Origin of the sequence: Mesorhizobium sp. M4A.F.Ca.ET.022.05.2.1, from assembly GCF_003998845.1 — a bacterium.
GTDB lineage: Bacteria > Pseudomonadota > Alphaproteobacteria > Rhizobiales > Rhizobiaceae > Mesorhizobium.
The window spans coordinates 1-14,842 of sequence record NZ_RZOJ01000123.1; the positions used below are offsets into that span (position 1 = coordinate 1).

Here is a 14,842-nt window from a genome sequence, read left to right on the forward strand (position 1 = left end):
GCTTCAACAGCCGGCTGGAAGCCGAGATCGCCGCGGCGGGCCGCGGCGGCAAGGACGGTCAGCTCGCGCTCATGCTGCTCGACCTCGACCGGTTCAAGGAAGTCAACGATCTGTTCGGCCATGCCGCCGGCGACGCGATGCTGCAGAAGGTGGCGCAATGCGCCTCGAGCAAACTTCGCCACGGGCAGATGCTGGCCCGCCTCGGCGGCGATGAATTCGCCATCATCGCGCCCAACCTCCCCGACCCACAGGCGGCCGGCCGTATCGCCGAGGCGGTCCTGGCCGCCATACGCGAGGAGAACCGGCTGTCGCCGGGCGGCGGCCTTGTGTCGGCCAGCATCGGCATCGCCCTCTACCCGCTGGACGCCGATGAGCAGGCGGCCCTCGTCAGCCACGCCGACACCGCGCTCTACCGCGCCAAGGCGGAGGGCAAGGACACCTATCGTTACTTCGAGGCCTCGATGGGCGCCGAGGCGCGCGACCGGCGAGTGATGGAGCACGATCTGCGCCAGGCGGTGGCGCGCGGCGAATTCCGGCTCGTCTACCAGCCGCAGAAGGAGATCAGCACCGGCAGGATGATCGGCTTCGAGGCGCTGATCCGCTGGCACCATCCCGAACATGGCGACATCTCGCCTGCCGTCTTCATCCCGGTGGCCGAGGACAGCGGCGCCATCATCCAGATCGGCGAATGGGTGCTTTCGGCCGCCTGCGAGGAAGCCGCCCGCTGGAAGAACCCGCTGATGGTCGCCGTCAATGTCTCGGCCGTGCAGCTGCACAATCCGAACTTCAGCCGCAAGGTGCATGAGGTGCTGTTGCGGTCCGGCCTGGCGCCCGGCAGGCTCGAACTCGAGATCACCGAGACGGCGCTGGTCAAGGACATGCCGCGAGCGCTGGCCACCTTGCGGCAGGTCAAGGCGCTCGGCGTCCGCGTCGCCATGGACGACTTCGGCACCGGCTATTCCTCGCTCTCCAACCTGCGCGCCTTCCCCTTCGACAAGATCAAGATCGATGGCTCCTTCATCAAGTCGGTCGACAGGAACGGTCAGGTGGCGGCCATCGTGCGCGCCGTGCTGGGACTTGGCCGTGGCCTTGGCTTGCCGGTGCTCGCCGAAGGCGTCGAGACGCTGGGCGAGCTCAGGTTCCTCGATGCCGAGGACTGCGAGATCGGGCAGGGTTTCTACCTCGGCAGGCCTGGTCCGATCGAGGCGTTCGGCGAACTGACCGGCGCGAGGGCGCCTGCGGCAGATGACGACGCCCCCGTCTCACGCGGCGGCGGCAGCATCCTGATGCTGGAACCGGCGGCCGCCCTGCGCTCAGCTTGAGGGGCCGAGCGCGGCTTCGACCAGCCGCCTGGCATCCGCTCCCGACCATTCGGCCGGGCCGTTCATATGCGCGATCAGGCAGCCCTCGCCGTCGATCAGCATGGTGACCGGCAGACCGAGCGCCAGGCCGCGCGTCTTGACGTCGTTGAACAACGCCAACGTCGGATCCCGGTAGTAGCCGAGCGTTGCGACGCCGATGTCGCTGAGGAACTTCTTCGGCTTGGTGTCGTCGCCGGTGTCGACATTGACCGCGACGACCTGGAAGCGGTCGCTGCCCATCTCCTTCTGCAGCGCGTCGAGTGCCGGCATCTCGGCGCGGCACGGCGCGCACCATGTCGCCCACAGGTTGAGCAGCAGCGTCCTGCCGGCATGGTCGGCGAGCGTCATCGGCTTGCCGTCCGGACCGTTGAAGGCGAGGCTTTTCAACGACTGCGGCGGATCGGCCGGCAATAGCGCCGCGACCTGGCCTGTCGCCTTCGCTGCGACCTTTTTGGCGCGCTCGGCTTTGGCCGCGCAGGCGGCATCGTCCTTGCCGCTGGTTGCGGCGACATCGGCGGCAGCATTGTTGCCAGAACCGCTCTCGCTGACATATACCGCGACCGCGCCCGCCAGCACGCCTGCCACCAAGGCGGCGAGGATGAGGCGTGGGGCCGGGAATAATTGTTTGCGGTCTGCCATTTTCTTCAAAACTGCTCCGGAGCACGGGTTATAGCGATGAGCGACAAGAAGGCCAGCAACCAGATGTGGGGCGGACGTTTTGCCTCGGGTCCGGCCGCGATCATGGAAGCGATCAACGCGTCGATCTCGTTCGACCGCAAACTCTATGCGCAGGACATAAGAGGTTCGATCGCCCACAGCGAGATGTTGGCTGAAACGGGCATTATTTCGGCGGCCGATCAAGATAAAATCGCTCACGGGCTGAACACGATCCTGAAAGAGATCGAGGCCGGCACATTCGAATTCTCGACCAGGCTGGAAGACATCCACATGAATGTCGAGGCGCGTCTTGCCGACCTCATCGGCCCCGCCGCCGGCCGCCTGCACACCGCCCGTTCGCGCAACGACCAGGTAGCGGTGGATTTGAGGCTCTGGGTCAAGGACGAGTGCTTCCGCGTCGCCGAGGCGCTGAAAGGGCTGATCGCGGCCTTCCTCGAGCGCGCCGAGGAGCATGCGGCGACGGTGATGCCGGGCTTCACCCACATGCAGGCGGCGCAGCCGGTGACCTTCGGCCACCACTGCATGGCCTATGTCGAGATGTTCTCGCGCGACCTGTCGCGCGTCCGCGACGCCATCGAGCGGATGGACGAGAGCCCGCTCGGCGCGGCGGCCCTTGCCGGCACCAGCTTCGCCATCGACCGCCACCAGACGGCGAAGGCACTCGGCTTCCGCGAGCCGATGCGCAATTCGCTCGACAGCGTTTCCGACCGCGATTTCGCGCTGGAGTTCCTTGCTGTTGCGGCGATCTGCGCCACCCACCTGTCGCGGCTCGCCGAGGAGATCATCATCTGGTCGACGCCACAATTCGGCTTCGTCCGGCTGTCGGACTCATTCTCCACCGGCTCCTCGATCATGCCGCAGAAGAAGAACCCCGACGCCGCCGAGCTGGTGCGCGGCAAGACCGGGCGCGTCAACGGCCATCTCGTCGGCCTTTTGACGGTGATGAAGGGCATGCCACTGACCTATGGCAAGGACATGCAGGAAGACAAGGAATCGGTCTTCGACGCCGCCGAGACGCTCGACCTGATGCTGGCGGCGATGACCGGCATGGTGCGCGACATGACCGTCAATGCCGCCGCCATGAAGAAGGCCGCCGGCTCGGGCCACGCGACCGCGACCGATCTTGCTGATTGGCTGGTGCGCACGCTCGGCCTGCCCTTCCGCGAGGCGCATCACGTCACCGGCCGCGCCGTGGCGCTGGCCGAGGACAAGAAGGTCGGGCTGGGGAAGCTTTCACTCGAGGATCTGCAGTCGATCCATCCCGGTATCACCGAGGGCCTCTTCTCCGTGCTTGCCGTGCAGAACTCGGTGAAGAGCCGCACAAGCTTCGGCGGCACGGCGCCATCGGAGGTGCGCAAGCAGATCCGCTATTGGAAAAAGCGGCTTGCCAAAGCGTGAGCCGGGCGACCGCCCGATTTGCCGGGGTGCAAAGGCCATAAATTTTCGCTAGAAGCAGGCGACGAATTTTCTCCGACGGATGGGATCGATGACCGCAAGCAGGATTTTGGTGACGCTCGCGCTGCTCGCGGCGGTGGCTACCGTCACGGCCTGCGGCCGAAGGACCGGCCTCGACACGCCTTACGAGGCGGCCGTGCAGGCGCGCAAGGATGCCGAGAAGGCGCATCAGCCCGTGCCGCCGGAGCCGGAAAAACCGGTCGAGGACAAGAAGTTCATCCTCGACCCACTGCTCTAGAGTCGGTGAGATCACCGATCTCATCGTGCTTCAACTTCCGGAACCACTCTCGTGAACCATTTCGACTATCGCGACGGCGTGCTGCATGCCGAGGACGTCGCCATACCTGACATCGCGGCACAGGTCGGCACGCCCTTCTACTGCTATTCGACGGCGACGCTGACCAGGCATTTCCGTGTCTTCAAGGAGGCTTTCGCCGGGCTCGACACGCTGGTCTGCTACGCCATGAAGGCGAACTCCAACCAGGCGGTGCTGAAGACCCTGGCGAGGCAAGGCGCCGGCGCCGACGTGGTGTCGGAAGGCGAATTGCGCCGGGCGCTTGCCGCCGGCATCCCGGCCGGCAAGATTCTGTTTTCGGGCGTCGGCAAGACCGCGCGTGAGATGGATTTCGCGCTTTCGGCCGGCATCCTCTGCTTCAACGTCGAATCCGAGCCGGAGCTTGAACTGCTCTCGGCCCGCGCCACTGCGCTCGGAAAGGTCGCGCCGGTCTCGCTGCGCATCAATCCGGACGTCGACGCCAGGACGCACAAGAAGATCTCCACCGGCAAGGCCGAAAACAAGTTCGGCATTGCATGGCAAAGGGCGCGACAAGTCTATGCCCGCGCCGCGGAACTGCCCGGCATCAGGGTCACCGGCATCGACACCCATATCGGCAGCCAGATCACCGAGCTGCAGCCTTTCGACGACGCCTTCGCGCTGCTCGTCGAACTGGTCGGCGCGCTGCGCGCCGACGGCCATTCCATCGAGCATGTCGATCTCGGCGGCGGTCTCGGCATCCCCTACCGCGTCGACAACAGTCCGCCGCCGCTGCCCGACGCCTATGCCGAGATCGTCAGGAAGCACGTCACCAAGCTCGGCCTGAAGGTGATGTTCGAGCCGGGCCGGCTGATCGTCGGCAATGCCGGCATCCTGGTCTCCGAGGTCATCTTCGTGAAGGAAGGCGACGCCAAGAACTTCCTCGTCGTCGACGCCGCCATGAACGACCTGATCCGGCCGACGCTTTACGATGCCTTCCACGACATCCGCCCCGTACTGCAGCAGCCGGCGGCAGCGCCGCGCATGACGGTCGACGTGGTCGGCCAGGTCTGCGAGACCGGCGACTTCCTGGGCCTCGATCGAGACCTGCCGCGGCTGAAGGCCGGCGATCTCATCGCCGTCGCCACTGCCGGCGCCTATGGCGCGGTGCAGGCCGGCACCTACAACACCCGGCTGCTTGTGCCGGAAGTGCTGGTCGACGGCGACCGTTTTCATGTCGTGCGCCCGCGCCAGACCTATGACGAATTGATCGGACTGGATTCGATCCCGGAGTGGCTGAGGTAGACAGGCGGCGCCACGAGTTTCATCCTGGCTGGTGTGCACAACAGCCGGCACGGTTAGGAAGCGAATTATGAGCAACCCCAGCACCATCACCCGCGAACGCATCGCCGCGACGGAGCCGCGCATCCGGCCATACGTCCGCCACACGCCGGTGCTGCGCGTCGACATGGCCGATTTCGGCAAGGCGCCTCTCGCCGTCGGCCTCAAGCTCGAATGCCTGCAGCATTCGGGTTCGTTCAAGGCGCGCGGCGCCTTTACCAACCTGCTGGAGCGTTCAGTGCCCGCGGCCGGCGTGGTCGCCGCGTCTGGCGGCAATCACGGCGCGGCGGTCGCCTATGCCGCCATGCGGCTCGGTCACAAGGCCACCATCTTCGTTCCCGAGGTAAGCCCGCCGGCCAAGCTTGCGCGCATTCGCGGCTATGGCGCCGAACTGGTCGTCGGCGGCGCGCGCTATGCCGAGGCGCTGGCCGCCAGCGAGGACTTTGCCGCAAGCACCGGCGCACTGCAGATCCATGCCTTCAACCAGGAGGAAACGCTGGTCGGGCAAGGCACACTCGGCCTCGAGATCGAGGCCGATCTGCCGGAAATAGACACGCTGCTGGTCGCCGTCGGCGGCGGCGGCCTGATCGGCGGCATCGCCGCCTGGTTCGCCGGTCGCATCAGGATCATCGCCGTCGAGCCGGAGGGCGCGCCGACGCTTTATCGCGCCTTCGAGGCAGGCCGGCCAGTCGATGCGCCAGCCGAAGGCATAGCCGCCGATTCTCTGGCACCCAAGCGCGTGGGAGAGATGATGTTCCCGATCGCCGAGGCCTATGTCGAGCGTTCGCTCCTGATCAGCGACGATGACATCGTCGCCGCGCAGAAGGCGCTCTGGGACCGGGTGCGAATCATTTCCGAGCCGGGCGGTGCCGCGGCCTTCGCGGCGGTGCTCTCCGGCCGCTACCAGCCCTCGCCGGGCGAGCGCATCGCGGTTCTGGTCTGCGGCTCCAACACCGACCCCGCAAAATTCTGACCATAAAGCGGAAAGAACGGTTCACGTTTTTGGAACCCGCCTCGCCTTTGCCGTGTTTGCTGGTACACTTCTAGTCCTGAGGTTCGGGCCATCCCGCCCGGACAGGAAGGCCGATGACGCAACGACCCACTTCCAGCGGCAATCGTGGCCTGGCCGGGCGTCTTGCCCTGAGCCGGCTGGCGACGCGGTCCTCCATGGTGGTCGAGCGTGGCTGGCCGCTGCTTTTGCCGCTGCTCATCCTTGCCGGCCTGTTCCTCAGCATCTCCTGGCTCGGCCTGTTCCCGCTTCTGCCCGACGTCGCGCGCATCGGCGTGCTGATTGTCTTCGCCATAGCCGCCCTCGCAGCGCTCTACCCGCTGAGCGTCTTCCGCTTGCCGACGGCAGCCGAGATCGACCGGCGCATCGAAGCGGCCAATGAACTGCTGCATAGCCCGGTGCAGGTGCAGACCGACCGCCCGAGCGGTCAGGAAAGCATTTTCTCGCAGGCGCTTTGGCGCGAACACCAGAAGCGCATGGCTGAACGGCTGGGCAGTCTTGGCGCCGACCGGCCGCGCGCACGCGTTCCGGAGCGCGACCGCTGGGGCCTGCGCGCCGTCGCGGCGCTGCTCCTGGTCACCGCCTTCGCCTTCTCCTTCGGTCCGTCAGGCGGCCGGATAAGCGACGGCTTCGTCGCCCGCGCCGCGCGCGACGCCGTTCCGCCGCGCATCGACGCCTGGGTGACGCCACCTGCCTATACCGGCAAGCCGCCGCTCTTCCTCACCGCCGACGCCAACCAGGCGGCCGCCACCTTCACCGTGCCGCAGGGCAGCGATGTCTCGCTGCGCGTCACCGGTGGCTCGGGCGAGGAGACGCTGAGCTTTGCCGACAAGGACGGCAATGCCCGCGCCATCGACCCGGCCGGACCGCAGGCCGCCAAGCCGGTGTCGACAGCAGCGCCAAAAGTGCGCCAGTTCACCGGCAAGCTGACCGGCGACGGCGTGCTGACGCTGAAATCAGGCGAGGACGATCTCGGCCACTGGGCCTTCGCCGTAATTCCGGACAAGCCGCCGGCGATCCGCTTTGCCGGCGAGCCCAAGCGCGCCGTTAACGGCGCCTTCGAGCTCAACTACCAGATCGACGACGACTATGGCGCGGCCTCGGCCAAGGCGGAGTTCGCGCTCGCCGACCCGCAGGCACCCAACGCGCATCCTCTCTATGGCCCGCCCGACATGCCGCTGGCGGTGCCGCGGCGTGGCGGCAAGGGCAACGCCGCCAAGACCAGCAAGGACCTGACCGAGCACGTCTGGTCCGGTGGCAGCATCAAGCTGACGCTCACCGCTACCGACGACGCCGGCCACACCGCGACCAGCGAGACCAAGACGCTGATGATGCCGGAGCGGCCCTTCGCCAACCCGCTGGCGCGCGCAGTGATCGAGCAGCGCCGCATGCTTGGGCTCGACGCCAATTCGAAGCCGCGCGTGCTCGAGCTGATGGATGCCATCACGCTGCGCCCCGAGGACACGTTCGACAACATGGCGCACTACCTCGCGATCATGAGCGCCCGCAGCCGGCTGAAGATGGCCGACAATGACGACCAGCTGCGCAATGTCGTGTCCTATCTCTGGGAAATCGCGCTCGGCATCGAGGAGGGCAATCTGTCGGCCGCCGAGCGGCGGCTGCGCCAGGCGCAGCAGGCGCTGCAGGATGCCATCAACAGGGGCGCCAGCGACGAAGAGATCGACAAGGCGATGAAGGAACTGCGCGAGGCCATGAACGAGTTCCTGCAGGAGTTCGCCGAGCGCGCCAAGCAGAACCCGAACGCGCCGCAGATGCAGCAGAACGGCCAGGAACTGCGCCAGAGCGACATCGAGAGGATGATGGACGAGATCGAGAACCTGGCCAAATCCGGCGATCGCGACCGCGCCCAGCAGTTGCTGTCGCAATTGCAGGACATGATGAACAACCTGCAGGCCGGCCGCCAGCAGCAGGGCGGCGAGCAGGACAGCGAGATGCGCCAGCAGATGGACAAGCTGGGCGAGATCATGCGGCGCCAGCAGGAGATGATGAACGACACCTTCCGCATGGACCAGATGCAGCGCGGCCAGCGCCAGCGCGGCGAGAACCGCGACGAGCAGCTCGGCGAGAACGGCGGCGGCCAGGACGAGGACAGGCCTGGCCCCGGCGAGGATCGCGACCCGCTCGCGCGTCCGAGGCAGATGACGCCGCAGGAGTTCGCCGACGCCCTGAAGCAGTTGCAGGAAGGCCAGGGCAAGCTGCAAAACGACCTCGAGCAGTTGAAGAAGGGCCTGGAAGGCATGGGCATGCAGCCCAATGAGGGATTTGGCGATGCCGGCAAGTCGATGGGCAATGCCGAGCAGGCGCTCGGCGAAGGCGACGGCGACCAGGCCGTCGGCCATCAGGGCCGCGCGCTGGAGGCGCTGCGCCGTGGCGCCAAGGACATGATGAAGCAGCTGCAGGCCATGCAGGGCGACCAGGGCGGCAGCGAGCAGGGCGGCCGCCAGCAGGATGCCGACCGCGACCCGCTCGGCCGACCGCGCGCCACGCGCGGGCCCGACGACGGCAATTCGGTGAAGGTGCCTGACGAGATCGATGTCCAGCGCGCGCGCCAGATCCTGGAAGCGATCCGGAAGCGGCTCGGCAACGCGCTCAGCCCCGACATCGAACGCAGCTATCTCGAACGGCTGCTGGAACTGAAATAGCCCGCCCCTTCCCAACGGTCGCAACGCCATGCCGAAGCTCGGTGCCGTCACTCCGATATTGCGCATATTCGACGTCGCCAAGGCGCATGAATTCTATCTCGGCTTCCTCGGCTTCGAGGTGCGGTTCGAGCACCGTTTCGACGACAGTGCGCCGCTTTACACCGGCATTGCCCGCGACGGCTGCGAGTTGCATCTGAGCGAGCATCATGGCGACGGTTCGCCGGGCTCCCATATCCGCGTCGAAGTGGCCGACATAGCGGCGCTGCATCGGGAGCTGACGGTGAAGAAATACCGCTACGCCAGGCCGGGGTTGGAAGAGACGCCCTGGGGAACGAGAGAGGTCACCGTCGACGACCCGTTCGGCAACCGTCTGACCTTCTCCGAGAGCACGCCGCCAGGGTAGGAACGGAGCCGCCACCGCCCCACCGGATTGAAGCAGCGCAAGTCAGGCGTCGAGGAGCGCGCCGGGCGTCAGCGTGAACGCCTCGCGGATGGCATTCTCCATGCTGTCGATCGCTTCGCCGGCGGCGAGCGGATTGCGGTGCAGCACGACATTGGAGGAATCGATGTCGCCGAAGCCGTCGGCGGCGGTCAGCTCGCGGCAGCCTGCCGGGATGTTGCTGCGCGAGATCGGCGCGATCGCCAGGCCGGAGGTGACGGCGAGCTTGAGGCCGCCATTGGTGTCGCTGGTGTAGGCGACGCGATAGGCAAGGCCGCGCTGTTCCAGCGACTTGATGGCGAAGTCGCGGCACCAGCCGTCACGGCTGTAGAGCGCGATCGGCACCGGCCGCTCCTCGTGCCTGTGGTGCGTCTCGGACGTCACCCAGACGGTCGGGTCGTGCATCAGCACCTCGCCGCCCGCGAGATCCTGCCATTCGAAGACAACCGCAAGGTCGAGCTCGCCGGCGGTAACCGCCGCTGTCTGCGCGCCCGAATGCGCGTAGCGCACCGTCACCTCGACCTTCGGGTGGCGCGTCGAAAACGCGCCAAGGGCGCGCGACAGTATGGCATGGCCATACTCTTCGGGAATGCCGATGCGCACCGGGCCGCCAAGCGGCGCCGCCGCCATCGACGCTGCCGTCTCGTCGAGCAGCGAAACGATGCGCCTGGCATTGCCGATCAGCTCGCCGCCGCGCCGTGTCAGCGCCACGCCGCGCGAGCCGCGCTCGAACAGGCTGTCGCCAACCATGCTCTCGAGCTTCTTCATCTGCATCGACACCGCCGACTGGGTACGGCCCGCCTGCTCCGCCGCCTTGGTGAAATTGCCGGTTTCGGCCACCGCAACGAAGGTGCGCAGGAGATCGCTGTCGAGCGTCGGCTTCATCGCATCCACCATAAGCAATTTTGATTGCTGGCATCATTCCAATTCGTTTGCAACATGTCAAACGCCGGAGGATAGTCGCCTCACCCATTGGATATGCAGCCCTTGAAACCGGCTGCGGACCAATCGAGTCCTCACTCATACCCGCTGCCTGGGAACGGTGGCGGGTTCTTTTTACCGCATGCGTCGGTTTGGGATCGCGCGAACCGGGGGGCCGAATCCTATGCAGAACAGGATGGTGCTTGGCATCCTGAGCCTTTGTCTGGGCGTGCTGGTGTTTTCGCTCCAGGATCCGCTCGTCAAGGCGGTGTCGGGCCTCTACCCGGTTACCGAGGTCATGGCGATCCGCGCTATCGTCGCCTTGCCGATCCTGATCGTTATCGTGCACGCCGATGTCGGGCTGAAAGCCCTGCTCTCGAAGCGCTTCGGCACGCTGACGCTGCGCGCCTTCATCCAGTTCGCGTCCTATACGTCCTATTATCTGGCGATCGCCGCCCTGCCGCTGGCCGACGCGGTGGCGCTCTATTTCATGGCGCCGCTGTTCATCATGGCGCTTGCCGGGCCCTATCTTGGCGAACGGGTCTCCTGGCAGACGCTGGCGACTGTCCTGATCGGTCTGCTCGGCGTCCTCGTCATGCTGCGGCCGGGCGCCGGACTGTTCGACTGGGCGGCGCTCCTGTCGCTCGGCTCCGCCTTCCTCTACGGCCTCTCGCAGCTGATGGCCCGCAAGATAAGCGACACCGAATCCTCCACCGTCATGGCGTTCTACCAGAACGGCGCCTACCTGACCGGTGCGCTGCTCGTCGCCGGCCTGTTCCGGCTTGCCGGGATAGAGCACGCCGTCCACCCCAGCCTCGAATTCCTGGTGCGGCCCTGGATCTGGCCGGCATTGCCCGACCTTCTCAAGATGGCGGCCTGCGGCTTCGTCGCCTCGGCCGGCATGATCCTGCTGTCGCAGGCCTACCGGCTTGCGCAGGCCAACCGCGTCGCCACTTTTGAATATACCGGCATCATCTGGTCGCCGCTGTGGGGCTTCCTGTTCTTCGCCGAGGTGCCACACTCGGCGACCGTGCTGGGTGCCACCCTTATCATTGGCGCCGGCCTGCTTGCCTTCCGCACCGAGCGGCTAAGAGCAGCTCCGCCGTTGCTCGTGCCGACAGGCGACACGGCGTGATCGCCGACCACCGCGACGTGAACGCAATGCGATTCCTGGACTATCGTGCCGGGCGGGCCTCCGGCGCGGAACCTCAGGCGAAGCAGTTCAGGGCGCGTCCGACGCGGGCGCGGATTTCGGCGAGGGTAAAAGGCTTCTGCATGACGTCGAGGATAATGCCGTTCAATTCCTCGGCGCGCTCGCGCTGGTCGGCATAGCCGGTCATCAGCATGATCTTCATCGACGGGAACAGCGCCGCCGCCGCGGTGGCCATCTCGATGCCGTCCATCTCCGGCATGCGGATATCGGACACGACGAGGTCATAGCCGCCCCGCGCCGCCTCGATGAGAGAAAGGCCCTGGGCGCCATCGCAGGCGACGGCCACGCTGTGCCCGTCGCGTTCGAGCGCGCGGGCGGCGAGAGTGCGGACGGACTCATCGTCCTCGACGATCAGAAGCTTTGCCATGGCAAGATACTTGGCGGCGAAACGTTGACGTTTTCTGAAAATTTGAAACGTCGATGAGGCCTTTTCAGAATTCGCTCCAGCGGCCCCGAGGATGCCTAGGCGTCGCCCTTGACGATTCCGACAAAGGGCAATTCGCGAAAGGCGTGCGCGACGTCCATGCCGTAGCCGACGACGAAATAGTCAGGGCAGTCGAAGCCGACATAGTCTGCGTTGAGTGCGGTCTGGCGGCGCATGCGCTTGTCGAGCAGCACGGCGATAGCGCAGCTTCTGGCGCCGCGCGACAGCATGAGGTCGCGGGTGAAGGAGAGCGTCTTGCCGGATTCAAGGATGTCGTCGATCAGGAGCACGTCACGGCCGGCGACCTCGTTGTCGATGTCGCGTAGCACCCTCACCTCGCCGCTGGTGGTTCCGGCGCCGTAGCTGGAAATGAAGATGAACTCGACCTCGGGCGACAGGCCGACATCGTGCATGGCCCGGATCAGGTCGGCGGCGAAGATGAACGATCCCTTCAGCACCGAGATCACCAGGAGGTCATGGTAGTCGCGCCCGGCGATCTCCTTGGCGAGCTCGAGATTGCGGCGGGCGATCGCCGACGCCGAAAACAGGACCTCGATATCCTTGCCGCGCACAACTGGCATTTTCGCCCTCCAGGCGTTTTGCCTACAGGACCGCGACCTTCAGGCCAGCGAACGCGCTGTAGAACTTCTTGATTTTGCGCCGGATCGCGCGATGCTGTTCCGCCTTAGCCGGCGAAGTTGACCGCCACGGCCTTCACGCCGTTTCTAGGCACATCGAGGCGGCTGGAAAAGCCAAATCTTTCGCCGGGCGCCAGCGGGCGGCCGGATGTCCCCAGTGTATAGCGGGTGACCTGGCTGTCATTGCCGGTGACGCGGATCTCCAGCGGCGGCATTTGCGCGGCCTGCGCCCCGTCATTGGCGGCTTCGCCGTCGACGAACAACACAGGTTTCAGCCCCGACGCGTCGATGCGCGACGTGATGTCCGATATGCTGAACACCGCCGCCGGTTGCGCGGCCTTCCAGAACGGCGATTGACGAACCAGCGCATGGCCGCCGGAGACCCAGAAGGCGGCCAGCGCCGCACTGACGCCGGCAATCCAGAAAAGCGGTCCGCCGCGCGATGCCGGCTGCCGCTCGGTCGCAGCCTCCGGCTTGCGCAGCATGTCCATACCTTCGATGGTAGGCGTGGCGGTCGCGCGGGAAGGCGACGCCGCCGGCGCTTCCGGCATAGCGGAAAGACGCGGCAGCACCTCGTAATCGGCATCGACGATGTCGATCACCGGCCCGCGCGGTTGCAGCGCGGCACTTGTCCCCAGCCCGGCCATGATTTCGCCGGAAACCGGGCGCGCGGTTCGATCCTTAGCCATATGGCTCCAGTACTGAAAGCACCTGTTCGCTGTTCGTTTCTTTTGGGTAAACGCAAATGGTTAACGCTTCCCCACCGGAACCCCGGTGATGCATCGAAAAGCATCAAAAATTAACCAAGGGTTAACCATGCGGGCCGATGGTCTTTTGAGAGAAAGGGCTGGCGTTTCGCCGCCGCAAGTTCCAGGTCGCCGAACGTGATCCGCTTCGAAAATGTCGGCCTCCGCTATGGCATGGGTCCGGAAATCCTCCGCGACATTTCCCTGCACATACCGGAGCGCTCCTTCCAGTTCCTGAGCGGGCCTTCCGGCGCCGGCAAGACGACGCTGCTGCGCCTTCTGTTCATGTCGCTGAAGCCGACGCGCGGGCTGATCACCATCTTCGGCAAGGACCGCTCGCGCATCTCGCGCAGCGAGCTGCCGCATCTGCGGCGCCGCATCGGCGTCGTGTTCCAGGATTTTCGCCTGCTCGACCATATGACCACCTATGAGAACGTCGCCCTGCCCCTGCGCGTGCGCGGGCGCGAGGAGGCGAGCTACCGCACCGACGTGACCGAATTGCTGAAATGGGTCGGTCTTGGCGAGCGCATGCATGTGCTGCCGCCGGTGCTCTCCGGCGGCGAGAAGCAGCGCGCCGCGATCGCCCGCGCGCTGATTGAGCAGCCCGAGATCCTGCTCGCCGACGAACCGACCGGCAATGTCGACCCGCCGCTGGCGCGCCGGCTGCTTCGGCTGTTTATCGAGCTCAACCGTCTCGGCACCGCCGTGGTCATCGCGACTCACGACCTCGGCCTGATGGAGCAGGTCGACGCGCGACGCATGATCCTCGCCGGCGGAAGGCTGGATATCTATGACTGAGCTTTCCGCCGAACATCTCCATGACCAGCCGGCCGAGATGACTGGCGTGATGCAGCGCGCCCAGCGCAGGATGGCGCCGATCGTGCCGGCTCAGAACATCGCCGGACGGGCGCTGGTGCTGGTCATCGCCATCATGACCTTCCTGTCCTGCCTGACCTTCGGCGCCGTGACCCTGGTGCGCGACACCGCCTCGGTGTGGGAAAACCAGATCTCGCGCGAGGCGACGATCCAGATCAAGCCGGTCGACGGCCTCGACATGGAGGCCGCGCTGGCTCAGGCCTCGCAGATCGCCAGCGAATTTCCCGGCGTCAAGGGCACCAAAATCATCGACCGGGACGCTACCGCCCGCTTGCTGGAGCCGTGGCTGGGCACAGGCCTCAACATCGACGAATTGCCGGTGCCGCGCCTGGTGATCGTCACCATCGACGAGAACAGCCCGCCCGACTTTGCGGCGATGCGCGCCGCGATCGCGCCCAAACTGCCGAGCGCGGCACTCGACGACCACCGCACCTGGGTCGACCGGCTCGTGGCCATGGCCCGCACCACGGTGACCATCGGCATCGCCGTACTGGTGCTGATGCTGTCGGCGACGGTGCTGACAGTGGTGTTCGCGACGCGCGGCGCCATGGCCGGCAACGGCCATATCATCGAGGTGCTGCATTTCGTCGGTGCCGAGGCGCGCTTCATCGCGCGCGAATTTCGCTGGCATTTCCTGGTCACCGGCATGAAGGGCGCCGCCGCAGGAGGCGCTGCCGCGATCCTGGTCTTCATCGTCTTTTCCTGGTGGTCGTCGCGCAACATGGCCACGCCCCAGGCGGACCAGGCGACAGCCCTGTTCGGCAATTTCGCCATCGGCTCGGCTGGCTATCTCGGCGTCGGCTTGATGGTGCTGGTGATCGGTGT

Annotated in this window: 15 protein-coding genes; 10 read left to right on the plus strand and 5 right to left on the minus strand. The window is 66.0% G+C overall.

The window, feature by feature from the left end; all coding sequences use genetic code 11:
- Positions 1 to 1,322 (plus strand): EAL domain-containing protein (locus EN745_RS15605; RefSeq protein ID WP_127421704.1); only part of this gene is annotated, 1,322 nt, incomplete at its 5' end.
- Here the strand turns inward: EN745_RS15605 and EN745_RS15610 are convergent.
- Complete coding sequence (locus EN745_RS15610; RefSeq protein ID WP_126058100.1) at positions 1,314 to 2,000, minus strand: TlpA disulfide reductase family protein; 687 nt, start codon at positions 1,998 to 2,000, stop codon at positions 1,314 to 1,316. The genes EN745_RS15605 and EN745_RS15610 overlap by 9 nt on opposite strands.
- 36 nt (positions 2,001 to 2,036) lie before the next feature.
- Between EN745_RS15610 and argH the strand changes: the two genes are divergently transcribed.
- The 6 genes from argH to EN745_RS15640 all read left to right on the plus strand — a co-directional run bounded on the left by argH (position 2,037) and on the right by EN745_RS15640 (position 9,163).
- Entirely contained in the window at positions 2,037 to 3,437 is a 1,401-nt protein-coding gene (argH, locus tag EN745_RS15615; RefSeq protein ID WP_127421705.1) for an argininosuccinate lyase, read from the plus strand.
- A gap of 88 nt (positions 3,438 to 3,525) precedes the next feature.
- Positions 3,526 to 3,732: a lipoprotein gene (locus EN745_RS15620; RefSeq protein WP_126058098.1), complete on the plus strand. Its 207-nt coding sequence runs from the start codon at positions 3,526 to 3,528 to the stop codon at positions 3,730 to 3,732.
- Between the two features lie 51 nt (positions 3,733 to 3,783).
- Positions 3,784 to 5,052, plus strand: coding sequence for a diaminopimelate decarboxylase (gene lysA / locus EN745_RS15625; RefSeq protein ID WP_126058097.1), 1,269 nt, complete (start codon positions 3,784 to 3,786; stop codon positions 5,050 to 5,052).
- A 67-nt stretch (positions 5,053 to 5,119) separates the two neighbouring features.
- Positions 5,120 to 6,061: a threonine/serine dehydratase gene (locus EN745_RS15630; protein ID WP_126058096.1), complete on the plus strand. Its 942-nt coding sequence runs from the start codon at positions 5,120 to 5,122 to the stop codon at positions 6,059 to 6,061.
- A 113-nt stretch (positions 6,062 to 6,174) separates the two neighbouring features.
- A complete protein-coding gene (locus EN745_RS15635) occupies positions 6,175 to 8,760 on the plus strand; it encodes a TIGR02302 family protein (protein ID WP_126058095.1) in 2,586 nt (861 codons plus the stop codon).
- A 28-nt stretch (positions 8,761 to 8,788) separates the two neighbouring features.
- Complete coding sequence (locus tag EN745_RS15640) at positions 8,789 to 9,163, plus strand: glyoxalase superfamily protein (protein ID WP_126058094.1); 375 nt, start codon at positions 8,789 to 8,791, stop codon at positions 9,161 to 9,163.
- 42 nt (positions 9,164 to 9,205) lie between these two features.
- Here EN745_RS15640 and EN745_RS15645 read toward each other — a convergent pair whose 3' ends face one another.
- The gene (locus EN745_RS15645) at positions 9,206 to 10,084 is read right to left on the minus strand and encodes a LysR substrate-binding domain-containing protein (RefSeq protein ID WP_126058093.1); all 879 of its coding nucleotides are present in this window, start codon (positions 10,082 to 10,084) and stop codon (positions 9,206 to 9,208) included.
- A 220-nt stretch (positions 10,085 to 10,304) separates the two neighbouring features.
- Here EN745_RS15645 and EN745_RS15650 point away from each other — a divergent pair, with 220 nt between their 5' ends.
- On the plus strand, positions 10,305 to 11,255 hold the full coding sequence (locus tag EN745_RS15650) for a DMT family transporter (protein WP_126058092.1): 951 nt from the start codon (positions 10,305 to 10,307) through the stop codon (positions 11,253 to 11,255).
- A gap of 73 nt (positions 11,256 to 11,328) precedes the next feature.
- On the opposite strand, the gene EN745_RS15655 is transcribed toward EN745_RS15650, so the two are convergent.
- From EN745_RS15655 to EN745_RS15665, 3 genes are all read right to left on the minus strand, one after another.
- Positions 11,329 to 11,700: a response regulator gene (locus tag EN745_RS15655; RefSeq protein ID WP_126058091.1), complete on the minus strand. Its 372-nt coding sequence runs from the start codon at positions 11,698 to 11,700 to the stop codon at positions 11,329 to 11,331.
- Positions 11,701 to 11,795: 95 nt separating this feature from the next.
- Positions 11,796 to 12,338 (minus strand): hypoxanthine phosphoribosyltransferase, encoded by a 543-nt coding sequence (gene hpt / locus EN745_RS15660; RefSeq protein ID WP_126058090.1) that lies wholly within the window; start codon positions 12,336 to 12,338, stop codon positions 11,796 to 11,798.
- Between the two features lie 104 nt (positions 12,339 to 12,442).
- Positions 12,443 to 13,084, minus strand: a complete 642-nt coding sequence (locus EN745_RS15665; protein ID WP_127421706.1) for a hypothetical protein — start codon at positions 13,082 to 13,084, stop codon at positions 12,443 to 12,445.
- Positions 13,085 to 13,279: 195 nt separating this feature from the next.
- On the opposite strand from EN745_RS15665, the gene ftsE reads away from it, so the two are divergent.
- The gene (gene ftsE / locus EN745_RS15670) at positions 13,280 to 13,939 is read left to right on the plus strand and encodes a cell division ATP-binding protein FtsE (RefSeq protein ID WP_023757234.1); all 660 of its coding nucleotides are present in this window, start codon (positions 13,280 to 13,282) and stop codon (positions 13,937 to 13,939) included.
- Positions 13,932 to 14,842, plus strand: a 911-nt coding sequence (locus tag EN745_RS15675; protein ID WP_145992041.1) for an ABC transporter permease, incomplete at its 3' end; no start/stop codon positions are given. The genes ftsE and EN745_RS15675, both read left to right, overlap by 8 nt.

What these genes read in the sequence shown, in the direction of transcription:
- EN745_RS15610 (WP_126058100.1), bottom strand. Translation starts at nt 2,000, where the DNA reads ATGGCAGACCGCAAACAATTATTCCCGGCCCCACGCCTCATCCTCGCC.
- argH (WP_127421705.1), top strand. Translation starts at nt 2,037, where the DNA reads ATGAGCGACAAGAAGGCCAGCAACCAGATGTGGGGCGGACGTTTTGCC.
- EN745_RS15620 (WP_126058098.1), top strand. Translation starts at nt 3,526, where the DNA reads ATGACCGCAAGCAGGATTTTGGTGACGCTCGCGCTGCTCGCGGCGGTG.
- EN745_RS15630 (WP_126058096.1), top strand. Translation starts at nt 5,120, where the DNA reads ATGAGCAACCCCAGCACCATCACCCGCGAACGCATCGCCGCGACGGAG.
- EN745_RS15635 (WP_126058095.1), top strand. Translation starts at nt 6,175, where the DNA reads ATGACGCAACGACCCACTTCCAGCGGCAATCGTGGCCTGGCCGGGCGT.
- EN745_RS15640 (WP_126058094.1), top strand. Translation starts at nt 8,789, where the DNA reads ATGCCGAAGCTCGGTGCCGTCACTCCGATATTGCGCATATTCGACGTC.
- EN745_RS15645 (WP_126058093.1), bottom strand. Translation starts at nt 10,084, where the DNA reads ATGAAGCCGACGCTCGACAGCGATCTCCTGCGCACCTTCGTTGCGGTG.
- EN745_RS15650 (WP_126058092.1), top strand. Translation starts at nt 10,305, where the DNA reads ATGCAGAACAGGATGGTGCTTGGCATCCTGAGCCTTTGTCTGGGCGTG.
- EN745_RS15655 (WP_126058091.1), bottom strand. Translation starts at nt 11,700, where the DNA reads ATGGCAAAGCTTCTGATCGTCGAGGACGATGAGTCCGTCCGCACTCTC.
- hpt (WP_126058090.1), bottom strand. Translation starts at nt 12,338, where the DNA reads ATGCCAGTTGTGCGCGGCAAGGATATCGAGGTCCTGTTTTCGGCGTCG.
- EN745_RS15665 (WP_127421706.1), bottom strand. Translation starts at nt 13,084, where the DNA reads ATGGCTAAGGATCGAACCGCGCGCCCGGTTTCCGGCGAAATCATGGCC.